Source organism: Streptosporangium nondiastaticum, assembly GCF_003011965.1.
In the GTDB taxonomy this organism is placed as follows: Bacteria; Actinomycetota; Actinomycetes; order Streptomycetales; family Streptomycetaceae; genus Streptomyces; species Streptomyces nondiastaticus.
The window spans coordinates 1-20,341 of the sequence record NZ_PXWG01000002.1 but is presented as its reverse complement, the minus strand read 5'-3'; the positions used below and the strand labels follow the sequence as shown (position 1 = coordinate 20,341).

General features: G+C 75.9%; 1 protein-coding gene (cut by a window edge). It reads left to right on the top strand.

What is annotated here, in order from left to right; genetic code table 11:
• Positions 1-20,341: part of a type I polyketide synthase coding region (locus B7P34_RS39240; RefSeq protein WP_106674096.1), annotated on the top strand (this coding region is incomplete at its 3' end). The annotated region extends 6,673 nt beyond the left edge of the window; the window shows 20,341 of its 27,014 annotated nt.

Genomic DNA, 20,341 nt, shown 5'->3' with positions numbered 1-20,341 from the left:
CCGAGGAGACCCCCTGGCCGCAGACCGGACGGCCGCGCCGGGCCGGCGTCTCCTCCTTCGGCTTCAGCGGTACGAACGCGCACCTCATCGTCGAGGAGCCGCCGGCCGTCGCCGAGCAGCGCGAAGAGCCCGCGCTCACCCCGGCCGTCGTGCCCTGGACGCTGTCGGGCAAGAGCCGGGCCGCGCTGCGCGACCAGGCCGCCCGCCTGCGGTCCTTCCTGGACGAGCGCCCCGCCCTCGCCCCGGCCGACGTCGCGCTCTCCCTGGCCACCACCCGCTCGGCCTTCGACCAGCGCGCCGTCGTCGTCGGCGACCGCGACGAACTGCTGCGCGCCCTCGCCGACCTGGCCGCCGACCGGCCGGGTCCCGCGCTCACCGAGGGCGAGACCGGCGGCGCCGGCAAGCTGGCCGTGGTGTTCTCCGGGCAGGGCAGCCAGCGCCCCGGCGCCGGCCGCGAACTCGCCGCCCGCTTCCCCGCGTTCGCCGCCGCCCTCGACGAGGTGACCGCCGCCGTCGACCCGCACCTGGACCGCCCCCTCAAGGACGTCCTGTTCGCCCCGGAGGGCAGCCCCGAGGCGGCGCTGCTGGACCGCACCGAGTGGACCCAGCCCGCGCTCTTCGCCATCGGCGTCGCCCTCCACCGCCTGCTGCGCACGTGGGGCGTCCGCCCCGGCGTGCTGCTCGGCCACTCCATCGGCGAGATCACCGCCGCCCACGTCGCGGGCGTCCTCTCGCTGCCCGACGCGGCCCGCCTGGTGGCCGCGCGGGGACGGCTCATGGAGGCGCTGCCCGCCGGCGGCGCGATGATCTCCCTCCAGGCCGGCGAGGACGAGGTCGCGCCGCTGCTCGCCGGGCGCGAGCACGAGGTCTCCCTCGCCGCCGTCAACGGCCCCCGCAGCGTCGTGGTCGCCGGCGAACTTGCCGCCACCGAGGAGATCGCCGCCCACTTCGCCGCCCAGGGCCGCAAGACCAAGCGCCTGACGGTCAGCCACGCCTTCCACTCGCCGCTCATGGAACCCGCGCTCGACGGGCTGCGCGAGGTCGCCGCCGGGCTCACCTACCACGCGCCGGACGTGACCGTCATCTCCGGCCTGACCGGACGGCCCGCCACCGACGACGAACTGCGCTCCGCGGACTACTGGGTCGCGCACGCCCGCGGCGCCGTCCGCTTCGCCGACACCCTGCGCGCCGCGCACGACCGCGGCGCCGGCACCTTCCTCGAAGTCGGCCCCGACAGCGTGCTGTCGGCCGTCGCCCAGGAAGCCCTCGGCGACACGGCGGACGCGCACATCGTCCCGCTGCTGCGCGCCGGGCGCGGCGAGGAGCGCTGCGCCGCCACCGCCCTCGCCACCCTGCACGTGCACGGCACGGCCGTCGACTGGTCCGCGTACCTCGCCGGCACCGGCGCTCGTACGGTCGAGCTGCCCACGTACGCCTTCCAGCACGAGCACTACTGGCCGGAGGCCGTCCCGGCCGCCGGGCCGCGCGCGGCCGACCCCGCCGACGCCGAGCTGTGGGGCGCCGTCGAACGCGGCGACGCCGCCGGGCTCGCCGGGCTCCTCGGCCTGCGCGACGAACAGCACGCCTCCCTCTACGCGCTGCTGCCCGCCCTGTCGTCCTGGCGCCAGCTCCGGCAGGAGAAGGCCCTGCTGGACTCCACCCGCTACCAGGTCGCCTGGCGCCCGGTCCGCCCGGCCGCCGCGCCCGTCCTGGACGGCACCTGGCTGGTCGTGACCACCGAGGGGGCCGACGGCGACGAGGTCCTGGACGCGCTGCGCGGCCACGGAGCCCGGTTCGAGACGCTCGTCCTGGACGCCGCCTGCCGCGAACGGGCCGCACTCGCCGCCCGCCTCGACGCCGTACGCGATCCGGAACGCCCCCTCACCGGGGTGCTGTCCCTGCTGCCCCTCGCCGACGGGCCCGGCCCGCTCGCCGCCGAACCGCCGGCCGGGCTCGCGCTCACCCTCCTCCTGATCCAGGCGCTCGCCGACACCGGTCTCGGCGCCCCCGTACGGACCCTGACCCGGGGCGCGGTCACCACCGGCCCCGCCGATCCGCTCACCAGCCCCCTCCAGGCCGCGGTCTGGGGCCTGGGGCGGGTCGCCGCCCTGGAGCACCCGCAGCTGTGGCGAGGCCTGATCGACCTGCCGGCCGTCCTCGACGCGCCCGCCGGCCAGCACCTCGTCAGCGCCCTCGCCGCACCGGGCGGCGAGGACCAGCTCGCGATCCGCACGGCCGGCGCGTACGGCCGGCGCCTCGTCCGCCGGCCGCTCGCCGAACTGCCCCCGGCCGACGCCTTCACCGCCCGCGGCACCGTGCTCGTCACCGGCGGCACCGGAGCGCTCGGCGCCGAGGTCGCCCGCTGGCTCGCCCGCAGCGGCGCCGAGCACCTCCTGCTCACCAGCCGGAGGGGCCCCGACGCACCCGGCGCCGGTGAACTGGCCGCCGAACTGGAGGACCTGGGCACCCGCGTCACCCTCGCGGCCTGCGACACCGCCGACCGCGACGCCCTCGCCGCACTCCTGGAATCCGTACCCGACGAGCACCCGCTGACCGGTGTCGTGCACGCGGCCGGCGTCGGCCAGGCGGCCCCCCTCACGGACACCCCCCTCGACGACGCCGCGGCGACCATGGCCGCCAAACTGGTCGGCGCGGCCCACTTGGACGCCCTCCTCGACGGCCACGACCTCGACTTCTTCGTCCTGGTCTCCTCGATCGCCGGAGTCTGGGGAAGCGCCGGGCAGAGCGCCTACGGCGCCGCCAACGCCTACCTCGACGCCCTCGCCGAGCACCGGCGCGCCCGCGGCCTGCCCGCCACCTCGGTGGCCTGGGGCCCCTGGGCCGAGGCCGGCATGGCCGCACACGACGGCTTCGCCGACCAGCTCCGGAGGCGCGGACTGCGCTTCCTCGCCCCCGCGACGGCCCTCGCCGAACTGCGCCGCGCGGTCGTCCAGCAGGACGTCACCGTCACGGTCGCCGACATTGACTGGGAGCGCTACCACCCCGTCTTCACCTCCGCGCGCCCCAGCGTCCTCTTCGACGAGCTGACCGAGGTCCGGGCCCTGGCGCGCACCGGCGGCGAGAGCGCCGCGCCCGAGTTCGCCGCGCGTCTGCGGGGCCTCGACGAAGCCGGCCAGGAGCGGCTGCTGACCGACCTGGTGCGCGCCGAGGCGGCCGTGGTCCTCGGCCACGCCTCCGCCGAGGGCGTCGCCGAGCGGCGGGCGTTCCGCGAGGCCGGCTTCGACTCGCTGACCGCCGTCGAACTGCGCAAGCGGCTGGCCGCGCTCACCGGGCTGCCCCTGCCCGCAACCCTGGTGTTCGACTACCCGACCCCCGCCGCCCTCGCCCGTCACCTGCGCGCCGGACTCCTCGGAACGCAGGCGCAGCAGGCGCCCGTGACCGCACCGTCGCCGGGCGGCTTCGACGAGCCCGTCGCCATCGTCGGCATGAGCTGCCGCTTCCCCGGCGGCGTCCGCTCCCCGGAACAGTTCTGGGAGCTGATCTCCGACGGCGTCGACGCCATCACCGACTTCCCCGTCAACCGCGGCTGGGACACCGGCCTCCACCATCCCGACCCCGACCACCCCGGCACGACGTACTCCACCCAGGGCGGCTTCCTGCACGACGCGGGCGAGTTCGACGCCGGCTTCTTCGGCATCTCACCGCGCGAGGCCCTCTCGATGGACCCTCAGCAGCGGCTGCTGCTGGAGACCACCTGGGAGGCCTTCGAGCAGGCCGGCATCGACCCCACCGCCCTCCACGGCAGCCCGACCGGCGCCTTCATCGGCTCCACCTACCAGGAGTACGGGTTCGGCGTCGGCGACAGCTCCGCCGGCCACCTGGTGACCGGCACCAGCCCCAGCGTGCTCTCCGGCCGGCTCTCGTACCTCTTCGGGCTGGAAGGCCCGGCGGTCACCGTCGACACCGCCTGCTCCTCGTCCCTGGTCGCCCTGCACCTGGCCTGCCAGTCGCTGCGCAACGGCGAGAGCACCCTGGCCCTCGCCGGCGGCGCGACCGTGATGACCAACCCCAGCCCGTTCATCGCCTTCAGCCGGCAGCGGGCCCTCGCGGGCGACGGCCGCTGCAAGGCCTTCGCCGACGGCGCCGACGGCATGACGCTCGCCGAAGGCGTCGGCATCCTCGTCCTGGAGCGGCTCTCCGACGCCCGCCGCAACGGGCACGAGGTCCTCGCCGTCGTCCGCGGCTCGGCCATCAACCAGGACGGCGCCTCCAACGGCCTGTCCGCGCCCAACGGCCCGTCCCAGCAGCGCGTCATCCGCCAGGCCCTCGCCAACGCCGGACTCGCGCCCGGCGACGTCGACGCCGTCGAGGCCCACGGCACCGGCACTGCCCTCGGCGACCCCATCGAGGCCCAGGCCCTCCTCGCCACCTACGGCCGCGACCGCGACACCGCACACCCGCTGCTGCTCGGCTCCGTGAAGTCCAACATCGGCCACACCCAATCGGCGGCCGGCGTCGCCGGCGTCATCAAGATGGTCATGGCCCTGCGCAACGGGCGGCTGCCCCGCACCCTGCACGCGGACACCCCCTCCACCCACGTCGACTGGACGCCCGGCACGGTCTCCCTGCTGACCGACGGCGCCGACTGGCCCGAGGGCGAGCGCCCCCGCCGCTGCGCGGTCTCCTCCTTCGGCATCAGCGGAACCAACGCCCACACGGTCCTCGAAGAGGCCCCCCGGCAGCAGGAGACCACCCCCGCGCCGGAGACCGGGCCGGTGCCCCCGGCCGGCGGCGTCATCCCCTGGGTGCTGTCCGCGCGGACCGCGGGAGCCCTGCGCGCCCAGGCCGCCCGCCTCGCCGGCCACCTCGACGCCGGAGCAGCGACCGCCCTCGACGCCGGTCACTCCCTGCTGACCTCCCGCACGCTCTTCGAGCACCGCGCCGTCGTCATCGGCACCGGCGGCGACGAGGCGAGGGCCGCCCTCGGCACCCTCGGCGAGGGACGGTCCTGCCCGGGCGTCGTCCAGGGCGCCGCCGACACCGACGGCAAGACCGTGTTCGTCTTCCCCGGTCAGGGCTCCCAGTGGGCCGGCATGGGCGCGCGGCTGCTGGAGGAGTCCCCGGTCTTCGCCGAGCGCCTGACCGAGTGCGCCACCGCCCTGTCCGCCTTCACCGACTGGTCCCTGCTCGACGTCATCCGCCAGGCCGAAGGCGCGCCCACCCTGGACCGCGTCGACGTCGTCCAGCCCGCCTCGTGGGCCGTCATGGTCTCCCTGGCCGAGATGTGGCGCGCCCACGGCATCACCCCCGACGCCGTCGCCGGCCACTCGCAGGGCGAGATCGCCGCGGCCGCCGTCGCCGGCGCCCTGTCACTGGAGGACGCCGCCCGCGTGGTCGCGCTGCGCAGCCGGGCCATCGGCCGCGTGCTCGCCGGATCCGGCGGCATGATGTCCGTCCCGCTGCCCGTCACCGAAGTCGAGCGGCGCCTGCGCTCCTACGAGGGCCTGTCCGTCGCCGCCGTCAACGGGCCCCGGTCCGTCGTCGTCTCCGGCGCGCCCGGCCCGCTGGACGCCCTGCAGGCCGAGCTGACCGCCGAGGACGTCCGCGCCAAGCGCGTCGCCGTGGACTACGCCTCGCACTCCGCACAGGTCGAGCTGCTGCGCGACGAACTGCGCGAGGTCCTCGCGCCCGTCCGCCCCCGCCCCGCGCACGTACCGTTCTTCTCCACCGTCACCGGCGACTGGCTGGACGCCGGCTCCGCCGGCCTCGACGCCGAATACTGGTACACCAACCTCCGCACGACCGTCCGCTTCGAGCCCGCCGTGCGCGAGCTCCTCGCCCAGGACCACCGCTTCTTCATCGAGGTCAGCTCCCACCCGGTGCTCGCCATGGCCGTCCAGGAGACGGCCGAGGACGACGGCCGCCCGGCCGTCGTCCTCGGCACGCTCCGGCGCGACACCGGCGGCACCGACCGCTTCCTGACCTCCCTGGCCGAGGCGTTCGTCCGGGGCGCCGGCGCCGACTGGAACCGCGTCCTCGACGGCACCGGCGCCCGGCGGGTGCCCCTGCCCACGTACGCCTTCCAGCGCGAACACCTGTGGGCCATCCCCGCCGAGCCGCGGAGCACGCACGCGGAGGCCCCCGCCGACGCGGAGTTCTGGACGGCGGTCGAGGACGAGGACGTCGACTCCCTCGCCTCCAGCCTGCGCCTCGACCGCGCCCAGCTGGCCCCGGTGCTCCCGGCCCTGTCGCACTGGCGCAAGCACCGCCGCGACCTGTCGACCGTCGACTCCTGGCGCTACCGCGCCACCTGGAAGCCGCTCACCGGCCTGCCCCCGGCGAACCTGACCGGCACCTGGCTCGTCGTCACCGCCGACGACGCGGCCGCCGGCGAACTCACAGAAGCCCTCGCCGCCCATGGCGCCGCACCGCGCACCCTTGTCCTGAACGACGCCTGCACCGACCGCACGGTCCTGGCCGCACGCCTCACCGAGCTCGGCGACCTCACGGACCTCACGGGCGTGGTGTCCCTGCTGGCCGCGGCCGAGGAGCCCGACCCGCAGCACCCGGCGCTTACCTCTGGGCTCGCCCTGACCGTCGCGCTCGTCCAGGCGCTCGGTGACACCGGGACCGACGCACCCCTGTGGTGCCTGACCCGCGGTGCCGTCTCCACCGGCCGCGCGGACCGGCTGACCCGCCCCGCCCAGGCCCAGATCCACGGCCTCGGCTGGACGGCCGCCCTCGAACACCCGCAGCGCTGGGGCGGCGTCGTCGACCTGCCCGAGCACCTCGACCGGCGTGCAGCCGAACGCCTGGCCGCCGTTCTCACCGGCCGCACCGGCGAGGACCAGCTCGCCGTCCGCGCCTCGGGGGTCCTCGCCCGCCGCGTCGTCCGCGCCACCCCCGCGGACCCCGCCCCGGCCACCCCCTGGACGCCCCGCGGCACCACCCTCGTCACCGGAGGCACCGGCACCCTCGCACCCCACCTCGCCCGCTGGCTCGCCGCGCAGGGCGCCGGGCACATCGTGCTCACCAGCCGCCGCGGCCCGGCCGCACCCGGCGCGGCCGACCTCCTCCAGGAACTGGCCGACCTCGGCTGCGAAGCCACCGCCGTCGCCTGCGACCTGACCGACCGCGACGCGGTCGCCGGAATGCTCGACGCGCTCAAGGCCGGCGGACACACCGTCCGCACGGTCGTGCACACCGCCGTCACCATCGAGCTCGCACCGCTCGCCGAGACGACCCTCGACGCCTTCGCGAAGGTCGTGGACGCCAAGGTCACCGGCGCCCGCCACCTCGACGAACTCCTCGACGACGACGAGCTCGACGCCTTCGTCCTGTACTCCTCCACGGCGGGCATGTGGGGCAGCGGGGCGCACGCCGCCTACGTCGCCGGCAACGCCTACCTCAACGCTCTCGCCGAGCACCGCCGCGCCCGCGGCGCCCGCGCCACGGCCGTCTCCTGGGGCATCTGGGCCGACGACCTGAAGCTCGGCCGCGTCGACCCCGGCCGGGTCCGCCGCAGCGGACTCGTCTTCATGGACCCCAGGCTGGCCCTCACCGGACTGCGGCAGGCACTCGACGACGACGAGACGGTCCTGGCCGTCGCCGACGTGGACTGGGAGCGCTACCACCCCGTCTTCACCTCGGCGCGGCCCGCCCCCCTCTTCGAGGACCTCCCCGAAGTCCGGCAGCTCACCGAGGACGGCGACCACGCCCCGGCCTCCGGCGGCGAGTTCGCCGCCCGCCTCCTCGGACTCCCCACCGCCGAACAGGACCGCCTCCTGCTGGACCTGGTGCGCACCGAGGCCGCCACCGCCCTCGGCCACGCCTCGCCCGACACCCTCTCCGAGCAGCGGGCCTTCCGCGACGTCGGCTTCGACTCGCTGACCGCCGTCGACCTGCGCAACCGGATCGCCGCCGTCACCGGGCTCGCCCTGCCGAGCACGATGGTCTTCGACTACCCCAGCCCGCTCGCGCTCATCGCCTTCCTGCGCGACCGGATCGCGGGCACCCGCACCGGGCCCGCCGCCGTCGCCCAGGCTCCCGCGGCCCCCGGCGCCCACGCCGACGGCGAGCCCATCGCCGTCATCGGCATGAGCTGCCGCTACCCGGGCGGCGTCGCCTCCCCGGAGGACCTGTGGCGGATCGTCACCGAAGGCACCGACGCCACCGGCGAGTTCCCCACCGACCGCGGCTGGGACACCGAGGGCCTCTACGACCCCGACCCCGACCGCCCGGGCCGCACCTACTCCACCCGCGGCGGCTTCCTCCACGACGCCGCCGACTTCGACGCCGCCTTCTTCGGCATCTCGCCCCGCGAGGCCCTCGCCATGGACCCCCAGCAGCGCCTGCTGCTGGAGACCTCCTGGGAGGCGCTGGAGCGCGCCGGCATCGACCCCGCCGGCCTGCGCGGCAGCGGCACCGGCACCTTCATCGGCGCCAGCTACCAGGACTACGCCGCCCGCGCCGCGAGCCCCGAGGGCGCCGAGGGACACGCCATCACCGGCACCATCTCCAGCGTCCTGTCCGGCCGGCTGTCCTACACGTACGGCTTCGAGGGCCCGGCCGTCACCCTCGACACCGCCTGCTCCTCGTCCCTCGTCGCCCTGCACCTGGCCTGCCAGTCGCTGCGCAACGGCGAGAGCTCCCTCGCCCTCGCCGGCGGCGTCAGCATCATGGCCACGCCGTTCCCGTTCGTCGGCTTCAGCCGGCAGCGGGCGATGGCCGCAGACGGACGCTGCAAGGCGTACTCCGACCAGGCCGACGGCATGAGCCTGGCCGAGGGCGTCGGCCTCGTCCTCGTCGAACGGCTCTCCGACGCCCTCCGCAACGGGCACGAGGTCCTCGCCGTGATCCGCGGCTCCGCCGTCAACCAGGACGGCGCCTCCAACGGTCTGACCGCCCCCAACGGCCCGTCCCAGCAGCGCGTCATCCGCCAGGCCCTCGCCAACGCCGGAGTGCCCGCCGCCGAGGTCGACGTCGTCGACGGGCACGGCACCGGCACCGCCCTCGGCGACCCCATCGAGGCCCAGGCCCTGCTCGCCACGTACGGCCAGGACCGCGACCCGGCGCACCCGCTGCTGCTCGGCTCCGTGAAGTCCAACATCGGCCACACCCAGATGGCGTCCGGCGTCGCCGGCGTCATCAAGATGGTCATGGCCCTGCGCCACGGGACCGTGCCCCGCAGCCTGCACATCGACCGGCCCTCCTCGCACGTCGACTGGAGCTCCGGCGCCATCCGGCTGCTCACCGAGGCGCAGGACTGGCCCGGCACCGGGCACCCGCGCCGCGCCGGCGTCTCCTCCTTCGGCCTCAGCGGCACCAACGTCCACGCCGTCCTCGAACAGGCACCGGACCAGCAGCCGGAGGACGAGCGGCCGCAGGAGGAGACGACGGACCCGGCCGGCGCCCTTCCCCTGACGCTGTCCGCACGCACCGAAGCGGGCCTGCGCGCCCAGGCCGGCCGTCTCCTCACCCACCTCTCCGACCACCCCGGAACGCCCCTCACCGACCTCGCCTACTCCCTCGCCACCACCCGGTCTGCCCTGGAGCACCGCGCCGCCGTCGTCACCGACGACCACGCGACCCTCGCCCGCGCCCTGACCGCCCTGCGCGACGGCGCCCCCGACGCCGGCCTGCTCACCGGCGACCGCAGCCGCGGCCGCCTGGCCTTCCTCTTCACCGGCCAGGGCAGCCAGCGCCCCGGCATGGGCCGCGAGCTCTACGACCGCCACCCCGTCTACGCCGAAGCCCTGGACGCCGTACTCGCCCGCTTCGACCTCGAACTCGACCGCCCGCTGCGGGACATCCTCTTCGCCGAGCAGGGCACCCCCGAAGCGGCGCTGCTCGACGACACCGGCTACACCCAGCCGGCCCTCTTCGCCCTCGAAGTGGCGCTGTTCCGCCTCGCCGAGTCCTGGGGCCTGCGCCCCGACCACGTCGCCGGGCACTCCATCGGCGAGTTCGCCGCCGCGCACGCGGCCGGAGTCCTCGCCCTGGAGGACGCCTGCACCCTCGTCGCGGCACGCGCCCGGCTGATGGCCGCCCTGCCCGCCGGCGGCGCCATGGTCTCCGTCGAGGCCGCCGAAGAAGAGGTGCTGCCCCTGCTCGCCGCGTACGAGGGGCGCGCCTCCGTCGCCGCCGTCAACACCCCGGCCTCCCTGGTCGTCTCGGGCGACGAGGACGCGGTCTTCGCGATCGCCGCCGGCTGTGAGGAACTCGGCCGCCGCACCAAGCGCCTGCGCGTCAGCCACGCCTTCCACTCGCCGCACATGGACGCGATGCTGGAGGACTTCGCCCGCGTCGCCGCCGGCGTCACCTACGGGACACCCTCGGTGCCGTTCGTGTCGACCGTCACCGGCGCGCCCGTCACCGCCGGCGAACTCCGCTCGCCGGACTACTGGACCGGCCAGGTGCGCGGCACCGTCCGCTTCGCCGACGCCGTGCGCCGGCTCACCGAGGACGGCGTGACCACTTTCTTCGAGCTCGGCCCGGACGGCGTCCTCTCCGGGGCGGTCCGCGCGACCGCCGGCGAGGAGAGCGGCGCCGCCGCCGTCCCGGCACTGCGCCGTGACCGCCCCGAGGAGCAGGCCCTCACCACCGCCCTCGCCCGGCTGCACGTGCGCGGCGCACGGGTCGACTGGAGCGCCGTGTTCGCGGGCACCGGTGCCCGCCGCGTCGACCTGCCCACCTACCCGTTCCAGCGCGAGCGCTACTGGCCCGAGACGCCCGCCGGGACCCCTGCCCCGGCCGGTCCCGCCGACGAGGCGGACGCCGCGTTCTGGTCGGCGATCGAGCGCGCGGACCTCGCGTCCCTGGGCACCTCCCTGGACCTGGACGACGCCACCCTCACCACCGTCGTCCCCGCCCTGGCCTCCTGGCGCCGCAAGCGCCGCGAGCACGCCACCGTCGACGGCTGGCGCTACCGGGTCACCTGGAAACCCCTGACCGGCGCGGCCGTCTCCGGCCCGGCGCCCATGGCCGGAACCTGGCTCGTGCTCGCACCGACCGGCGCCGCCGACCCGGAGTGGCTCGACACGGTCACCGGCGCCCTCGGCACCGAAGCCGTCCGCCTCGACGTCGCCACCACGCGGCGCGAGGACCTGGCCGACCATCTGCGCCAACTGGCCGGGGACAGCCGGGATTTCACCGGCGTGCTGTCCCTGCTCGCGACGGACGACACGTACGACGAGAACGGGGTCCCCGCCGGCCTGCTGCTCACGACGACCGCCGTCCAGGCCCTTGGCGACGCCGGCATCGACGCGCCCCTGTGGTGCGTCACCCGCAGCGCCGTGGCGGCCGTCCGCTCCGAGCAGCTCGCCCACCCCGCCCAGGCAGCCGTCTGGGGCCTCGGCCGGGTGGTCGCCCTGGAACACCCCGAGCGCTGGGGCGGCCTCGTCGACCTTCCCGGCGAACTCGCCGGCACCACCCTGCACCGCCTGACCGCCGTCCTCACGGGCGGCACCGGCGAGGACCAGGCCGCCGTACGCGCCACCGCCACGTACGCCCGCCGCCTGGCCCACGACCCGGTCGGAGACACCCCGGCACCCGGCGAGTTCCGGCCCGCCGGCACCGTGCTCGTCACCGGCGGCACCGGCGCCCTCGGCGGCCGCGTCGCCCGCTGGCTCGCCGAGCGCGGCGCCCGGCACCTGCTGCTCGTCAGCCGCCGCGGCGCCGACGCCCCGGGAGCCGGAGAACTGCGGGCATTCCTCGAAGCCGCGGGCGCCCGCGTCACTCTGGCCGCCTGCGACACCGCCGACCGCGACGCGCTCGCCGCCGTCCTCGCCACGATCCCCGAAGAGCACCCCCTCACCGCCGTCTTCCACACCGCGGGCACCGTCGACGACGGCGTCGTGGACGCCCTCACCCCCGAGAAGTTCGCCGGCGTCCTGCGCGCCAAGGTCACCGCCACGCTCGCCCTGCACGAGGCGACCCGCGGCCACGACCTGACCGCCTTCGTCCTCTTCTCCTCCGTCGCCGGCACCCTCGGCGCGCCCGGCCAGGGCAACTACGCCGCCGCCAACGCCTTCCTCGACGCCTTCGCCGAACACCGCCGCGCGGCCGGCCTGCCCGCGACCTCCCTCGCCTGGGGCCCCTGGGCCGAGGGCGGCATGGCCGCCGACGGAGCCGGCACCGAGAGCCGGGTCCGCCGCGGCGGCTTCACCCCCATGGCACCCGCACAGGCACTCACCGCGATGCGTCATGCCATCGAGCACGACGCCACAGTGCTGACCCTCGCCGACGTCGACTGGGGCCGCTACGCCGACGCGTTCACGGCCCTCCGCCCGAGCCCCTTCGTCGGCGACCTCCCCGAACTGCGCCGCACCGGCGCCGCACCGGCCGCCGGAGCGCCTGACACCGCGCCGCGCGAACCGGCACTGCGCCGGCAGCTCACCGGGCTGTCCCCGTCCGCACGCCCCCGCTTCGTCCTGGACCTCCTGCGCGGGCAGGTCGCAGCGGTCCTCGGGCACTCCGGCACCGGCGCCATCGCCGCCGACCAGCCGTTCAGCGACCTCGGCTTCGACTCGCTGACCATCGTCGAACTGCGCAACGCCCTGACGGCCGCCACCGGGCTCAAACTGCCCGCGACGCTCGTCTACGACCACCCGACCCCGCTCGCCCTCGCCGGTTTCCTGCTCAGCGAACTCCTCGACACGCTGCCCGGCAGCGGTCCCGCCGCCCCGGCACCGGCCGAACGGGCCGCGGAAGACGACCCCGTCGTCATCGTCGGCATGAACTGCCGCTTCCCCGGCGGCGTACGGTCCCCCGAGGACCTCTGGCAGCTGCTCGTCCACGGTGAGGACGCCATCTCCGGATTCCCCGCCGACCGCGGCTGGGACCTCGCCGAGCTCGCCCGGGGCGCCTCGGCGACCCTCGAAGGCGGATTCCTCGACGGCGTCGGCCTCTTCGACGCCGCCTTCTTCGGCATCTCGCCCCGCGAGGCCCTCGCCATGGACCCGCAGCAGCGGATGCTGCTGGAGACCACCTGGGAGGTCTTCGAGCGCGCCGGGATCGACGCGACCACCCTGCGCGGCAGCCGCACCGGCGTCTTCGTCGGCACCAACGGCCAGGACTACGTCAACCTCCTGCGCCGGGGCACCGCCGACGTCCGCGGCCACGTCGCCACCGGCAACACCGCCAGCGTCATGTCCGGCCGCCTCTCGTACGCCTTCGGCTTCGAGGGCCCGGCGGTCACCGTCGACACGGCCTGTTCGTCGTCGCTCGTCGCCCTGCACATGGCCGCGCAGTCCCTGCGCAGCGGCGAGTGCACGCTGGCCCTGGCCGGCGGCGTCTCGGTGATGTCCAGCCCGGACTCCTTCACCGAGTTCACGGTCCAGGGCGGGCTCGCCCCCGACGGACGCTGCAAGGCCTTCGCCGACGCGGCCGACGGCACGAGCTGGTCCGAAGGGGTGGGCGTCCTCGTCCTGGAACGGCTCTCCGACGCGCGCCGCAACGGGCACGACGTCCTGGGCGTCGTACGGGGCACCGCCGTCAACCAGGACGGCGCCTCCAACGGTCTGACGGCCCCCAGCGGGCGAGCCCAGCAGCGCGTCATCCGGCGGGCCCTCGCCGACGCCGGCCTCGCCCCCGCCGACGTCGACGTCGTCGAGGCGCACGGCACCGGCACCCGCCTCGGCGACCCCATCGAGGCCCAGGCCCTCATCGCCGCCTACGGCCGGGACCGCGAACTCCCGCTGCTGCTCGGCACGGTCAAGTCCAACCTGGGACACACCCAGGCCGCCGCCGGCGTCGCCGGCATCATCAAGACGGTCCTGGCCATGCGGCACGGCGTGCTCCCGCAGAGCCTGCACATCGACAACCCCACCGGGCACGTGGACTGGACGGACGGGGCCCTCTCGCTCGTCACCGAACGGCAGGAGTGGCCGCGGACCGGCCACGCCCGGCGGGCCGGCGTCTCCGCCTTCGGCGTCAGCGGCACGAATGCCCACGTCATCGTCGAGCAGGCGCCGGAGGAGGCGGAACCGGTCACGGACGAGCCCGCTGACACGCCGGGCCCGGTGCCCTGGCCGGTGTCGGCCAGGTCCGAGGCCGCGCTGGCCGCACAACTGGAGCAGCTCTCGGCACTGACCGGCCGGCCGCCGGCCGACGTGGGGTACTCCCTGGCCACCGGCAGGGCCGCGTTCGCCCACCGCGCGGTGCTGCTGGCCGACGGCGAGCGGATCACGGAACTCGCGCGCGGCACCGCCCAGGACACCACCGGGAAACTCGCGGTGCTCTTCTCGGGCCAGGGCTCGCAGCGCGTGGGCATGGGCCGGGAACTGTACGCGCGCTTCCCCGTGTTCGCCGAAGCGCTCGACGCGGTGGCGGCCCACTTCGGCGCCGAGCTGGAACGACCGCTGCACGACGTGCTGTCCGGCGCCGTGGAGGGCCTGGACGAGACCGGGTACACGCAGCCGGCGCTGTTCGCCGTCGAAGTGGCTCTCTTCCGGCTCGTGGAGTCGTGGGGGATCCGTCCGGACTTCGTCGCCGGTCACTCGATCGGTGAGATCGCGGCGGCACATGTGGCGGGGGTGTTCTCGCTGGAGGACGCGTGCCGCCTGGTGGCGGCGCGGGCGCGGCTGATGAACGCGCTTCCTGCGGGTGGTGCGATGGTTGCGGTCCAGGCGGCGGAGGATGAGGTGGCCGCGCGGCTGGTGGACGGTGTGTCCGTCGCGGCGGTCAACGGCCCCGAGACTGTCGTCCTCTCCGGCGAGGAGACCGAGGTCCTGCGGATCGCGGGGGAGTTCGCCGCCGAGGGGCACAAGACGCAGCGGCTGCCGGTGAGTCACGCGTTCCACTCGCCGTTGATGGAGCCGATGCTGGACGAGTTCCGCCGGGTTGCCGAGGGAGTGTCGTTCAACAGGCCGGTTATTGCGGTGGTTTCGAACGTGACCGGCGAGCTGGCCTCTGAGCAGGTGCTGTGCTCGGCGGAGTACTGGGTCCGGCACGTCCGTGAGACCGTGCGCTTCGCCGACGGCGTCCGCGCTCTCGCCGCTGAAGGGGCCTCCGTCTTCCTGGAGCTGGGCCCCGACGGCGTCCTCACCGCCATGACCCAGCACGTCCTGGACGGCACACCGGTCGCGGTCCCCGCCCTGCGCAAGGACCGCCCCGAGGAGACGTCCCTGCTGACCGCCCTCGCACGCCTCCACGTGACAGGCATCGAGGTGGACTGGTCCGGGTTCTTCGCCCGGACCGCCGCCCGCCGCACCGACCTGCCGACGTACCCGTTCCAGCGCGAGTGGTACTGGCCGGAGACCGCCCCGGAGAGCACTCAGGACCCCGTGGACGCCGAGTTCTGGGCCGCGGTGGAGCGCGGGGACCTGGAGTCGCTGTCGGCCGGCCTCGACTTGGACGACGCCTCGCTGTCGGCCCTCGTGCCCGCCCTGTCCACGTGGCGCCGCAAGCGCGTCGAGCGCTCGACCGCCGACGGCTTGCGCTACCGGGTGACGTGGAAGCCGCTCACCGGGACCACTTCACGCACCCTCCCCGGGCCGTGGCTGGCGCTCGTCCCGGCAGGAAGCGCCGACGACGAGTGGACCGCCGCCGTGATCGAGGCCCTCGGCGATGACGCCGTACGTGTCGAAGCGGACGTGACGGATCCGGCCGCACTGGCCGCACGTCTCACTGAACTCGCCGCCGGGAACAGTGGTTTCGCGGGTGTCGTCTCGCTGCTCGCCGCGTCCGACGCCGAACCCGTACTCGTATCCGTACCTGTGGGACCGGCCCGGCCGGACGAGACACTGCGGGCACTGGCGGACGCCGGCGTCGACGCCCCGCTGTGGTGCGTCACCCGCGGCGCGGTGTCCGTGGGCGATGCGGACGCCGACGTGAGCACCGCCCAGGCCTCGGTGTGGGGGCTCGGCCGCGTGGCGGCCCTGGAGCACCCGGAGCGCTGGGGCGGTCTCGTCGACGTGACGGACGTGCTCGACGAGCGCTCGGCGGACCGGTTCCGTACCGTGCTCACCGGCACGGACGGCGAGGACCAGGTGGCGCTGCGGCCCTCGGGCGCCTTCGGACGCCGGCTGGTACGCGCCACGGCGGACGCCCGTACGGAGTCCTGGCAGCCGTCCGGCACGGTCCTCGTCGTCGGCGAAGCGTCCGGCTCCGGCGGCCACGTCGCCCGCTGGCTCGCCGAGCAGGGTGCCCGGCACGTCGTGCTGGCGGCCGGCCCGTCCGCACCGGACGCGGGGGAGGAGCTGAGCGCCGGACTCGACGGCACGGGCGCCCGGTTGACGCTCGCCGACTGCGATCCGGCCGACGGCGACGCGCTGCTGACCGTGCTCGCCGCGGCCCCGGAGCCCCTGACGGCGGTGGTGTACGCCGACGGGCCCGGAACGTCCTCCACCGACGACCTGGCCGCGCAGCACACGCGCGTCGAGAACCTGGCGGCGGTCGCCGGGGCGGCGGCCGGTGACCGGCCCCTGGACGCGTTCGTCCTCTTCGCAACGATCGCCGGCACCTGGGGTGCGGGCGGCAGGGGAGCGGAAGCGGCGGCCGGAGCCCTGATGGACGCCCTGGCCCTGCGGTACCGCGCACGCGGGCTGCCCGCCGTGTCGGTCGCGTGGGGCGCCTGGGCGGACACCACCGCCGGCAGCCTGACCGCGCACCTGCGGGCCAACGGGCTGCCCGCGGTGGACTCCCGGCCCGCCCTGGCCGCCCTCGCCCGCTCCGTCGGTGACGACGCCGCTTCGGTGACGGTCGCCGACGTGCAGTGGGACCGGTTCGCACCGGCCTTCACCCGCAACCGCCGCAGCGCCCTCTTCGCGGACCTGCCCGAGGCCCGCGAGGCCCTGGCGGCATCCGGCGGCACCGGCGCCGACCCGGCGGCCGCCGCGTCCGGGCTCCGGGCCGGCCTCGCGGCCCGCCGGGCCGAGGAGCGGACCGAGGCGCTGCTGGCCGTGGTCCGCGCCGAGGCGGCCTCGGTGCTCGGGTTCGCCGACGCCGACGCCGTCCCGACCGGGCAGCCGTTCAGAGACCTCGGCTTCGACTCGCTGACCGCGGTCGACCTCCGCAACCAGCTCGCCGCCGCGACGGGCCTGTCCCTGCCCGCCACGCTCGTCTTCGACTACCCGACGGCCGAGGCGCTCGCCGCCCACCTGATGGCCGGGCTCTTCGGCGAGGACGACGAGGAGCACACGGGGACGGTCGCCGCCCGCCCGCGCGGCGCCGCCACGGCCGACGACCCCGTCGTGATCGTCGGCATGAGCTGCCGCTACCCGGGCGGCGTCCGCTCGCCCGAGGAGCTGTGGGATCTGGTGGCGGCCGGCACCGACGCCATCGGCGGCTTCCCCACCGACCGGGGCTGGGACCTGGACGGCCTGCTGCACGGCGGCCCGGAGGGCCGCGGCCGCACCGTCGCCCGGGGCGGCGGGTTCCTCCACGACGCGGCGGACTTCGACCCCGGCTTCTTCGGGATCTCCCCGCGCGAGGCCATGGTCATGGACCCGCAGCAGCGCATCCTGCTGGAAGCCTCCTGGGAGGCCCTGGAGCGGGCCGGCATCGACCCGGCCGGGCTGCGCGGCGGCGAGACGGGCGTGTTCATCGGCGGCGGCTCGGGCGACTACCGGCCCGAGGCGGGCCAGCTCGGCCACGCGCAGACCGCCCAGTCGGCCAGCCTGCTCTCCGGCCGGGTGTCGTACTCGCTCGGTCTGGAAGGCCCGTCCGTCAGCGTCGACACGGCCTGCTCGTCGTCGCTGGTCGCCCTCCACCTGGCCGCCCAGGCCCTGCGCAACGGCGAGTGCCCGATCGCGCTCGCCGGCGGCGTGACGGTGATGTCCACCCCGGTGAACTTCATCGAGTTCGGGGAGATGGGCGCCCTCGCGCCCGACGGCCGCTGCCGGGCCTTCTCGGCGTCGGCCGGCGGCACCGGCTGGTCCGAGGGCGTGGGCGTCCTCGTTCTCGAACGCCTCTCGGACGCCCGCCGCAACGGGCACGAGGTCCTCGCCGTCCTGCGCGGCTCGGCCGTCAACCAGGACGGCGCCAGCAACGGCATCACCGCACCCAACGGGCCCTCCCAGCGCCGCGTCATCCGCCGGGCCCTGGCCGACGCCGGGCTCGCACCGGCCGACGTGGACGCCGTGGAGGCGCACGGCACCGGCACCACCCTGGGCGACCCGATCGAGGCCCAGGCGCTGCTCGCCACGTACGGGCAGGGCCGCGAGCGGCCGCTGCTGCTGGGGTCGCTGAAGTCCAACATCGGCCACACCCAGGCCGCGGCGGGCGTCGCCGGCGTGATCAAGATGGTCCTCGCGATGCGCCACGGCGTCCTGCCCCGGTCCCTGCACCTCGACGAGCCGTCGGCACACGTCGACTGGACCGCCGGCGCGATCGAGCTGCTGGCCGACGAGGCCGCCTGGCCGGAGACCGGCCGTCCGCGCCGGGCCGGCATCTCGGCCTTCGGCGCCAGCGGCACCAACTCCCACGTCATCATCGAGCAGCCCGAGCCGGCCGGGGAGGCCCCCGAGCCGGCGGAGGAGCCCCGCGGCCTGCTACCCGTACCCGTCTCGGCCGCCGTGCCGGACGCGCTGCGGGACCAGGCCCGGCAGCTGCACGCCTACGTGACCCGGCACCCCGGACTCGCCGTTGCCGAGCTCGCGCTGTCCGCCGCGACGACCAGGTCGGCCTTCCCGCACCGGGCCGCGGTCCTCGCCGACGGCCGCGACGACCTGCTCCGGGGCCTGGCCGCGCTGGCCGACGGCACCGACGCACCGCACGTCGTCCGGGGAGACGCCGGAGCGCGCCGCGGAAAGCTCGCGGTGCTCTTCTCCGGCCAGGGCGCGCAGCGGGCCGGCATGGGCCGGGAACTGCACGCGCGCTTCCCGGTGTTCGCCGAGGCCTTCGACGCGGTGCTGGCGCACCTCGACGACGAGCTGCGGGACGTGATGTTCACCGACGCAGAACGCCTGAACCGGACCGGCTTCACCCAGCCCGCGCTGTTCGCCGTCGAGGTGGCGCTCTACCGGCTCCTCGAATCGTGGGGCGTCCGCCCGGACTTCGTCGCCGGGCACTCCGTCGGCGAGATCGCGGCGGCCCACGTCGCCGGGGTCTTCTCCCTGGAGGACGCCTGCCGGCTCGTGGCCGCACGGGCGCGGCTGATGAACGGCCTGCCCGCGGGTGGCGCCATGGTCGCCGTACGGGCCTCCGAGGACGAGGTGGTGGCGCACCTGACCGACGGCGTGTCGGTCGCCGCGGTCAACGGCCCGGACTCCGTCGTCCTCTCCGGAGACGAGACCGCCGTCCTCGCCCTCGCGGAGAAGTTCACGGCCGACGGGCGGAAGACTACGCGTTTGCGGGTCAGCCATGCGTTTCACTCCCTGCACATGGACGCCATTCTGGAGGACTTCCGGCGGGTCGCCCGGGGCATCGCCTACGACGCCCCGGCGATCCCGCTCGTGTCCAACCTCACCGGCCGGGTCGCGGACGAACGGCAGGTGTGCTCCCCGGACTACTGGGTGCGCCACGTCCGCGAGGCCGTCCGCTTCGGCGACGGCGTGCGCACCCTCGCCGAGCGCGGCGTGAGCGTCTTCCTGGAGCTCGGCCCCGACGGCTCGCTGTGCGCCATGGCCCAGGACACCCTCGACGCCCTCTCCTCGCGAGCGGTGACCGTACCGGCCCTGCGCAAGGACCGCGGCGAGGAAGAGGCCGTCGTCACCGCGCTCGCCCGGCTGCACGTCGGCGGGCTGAGCCCGCGCTGGCCCGCCGTGCTGGGCACCGGCCCGACCACGCTCCGCCGCACCGACCTGCCCACCTACCCCTTCCGGCACCAGCGGTTCTGGCCGGAGACACCGGCCGCCGCCGGCCCCCGTACGGGCGACGGCGAGGACGACCGCTTCTGGTCGGCCGTGGCGGACGAGGACTTCGCCGCGCTGGAAGCGACCCTGAACGTGGACGGCGACGCGCTGTCCAAGGTGCTCCCGGCCCTCGCGGACTGGCGCCGCCGGCGCGGCGACGAGAACACCGTCGACGGCTGGCGGCAGCAGATCACTTGGAAGCCCTTCACCCCGGCGCCCTCCCGGGCCGGGGCGGGCAGCTGGCTCGCCGTGATCCCGGCGGTGCACGCGGACGACCCCTGGGTCGACGGCGTCCTGACCGCCCTCGGCCCGGACGTGACGCGCCTGGAGGCCGGCGGCCCCGGACGCGGGGAACTGGCCGCCCGGCTGCGGGAGACGACCGCGGGCGGACACGCGTTCACCGGCGTCCTCTCCCTCCTCGCCCTGGCGGCCGCGCCCGCCGAAGGGGCCGACGCCCCCGAGGGCCTGGCGCTCACCACCGCGCTGATCCAGGCGCTCGGCGACGCCGGCGTCGCCGCACCCCTGTGGTGCGTCAGCCGCGGCGCGGTCGCGGCCACGCCCGGCGAGCCCGTGCCCGGCCCCGCCCA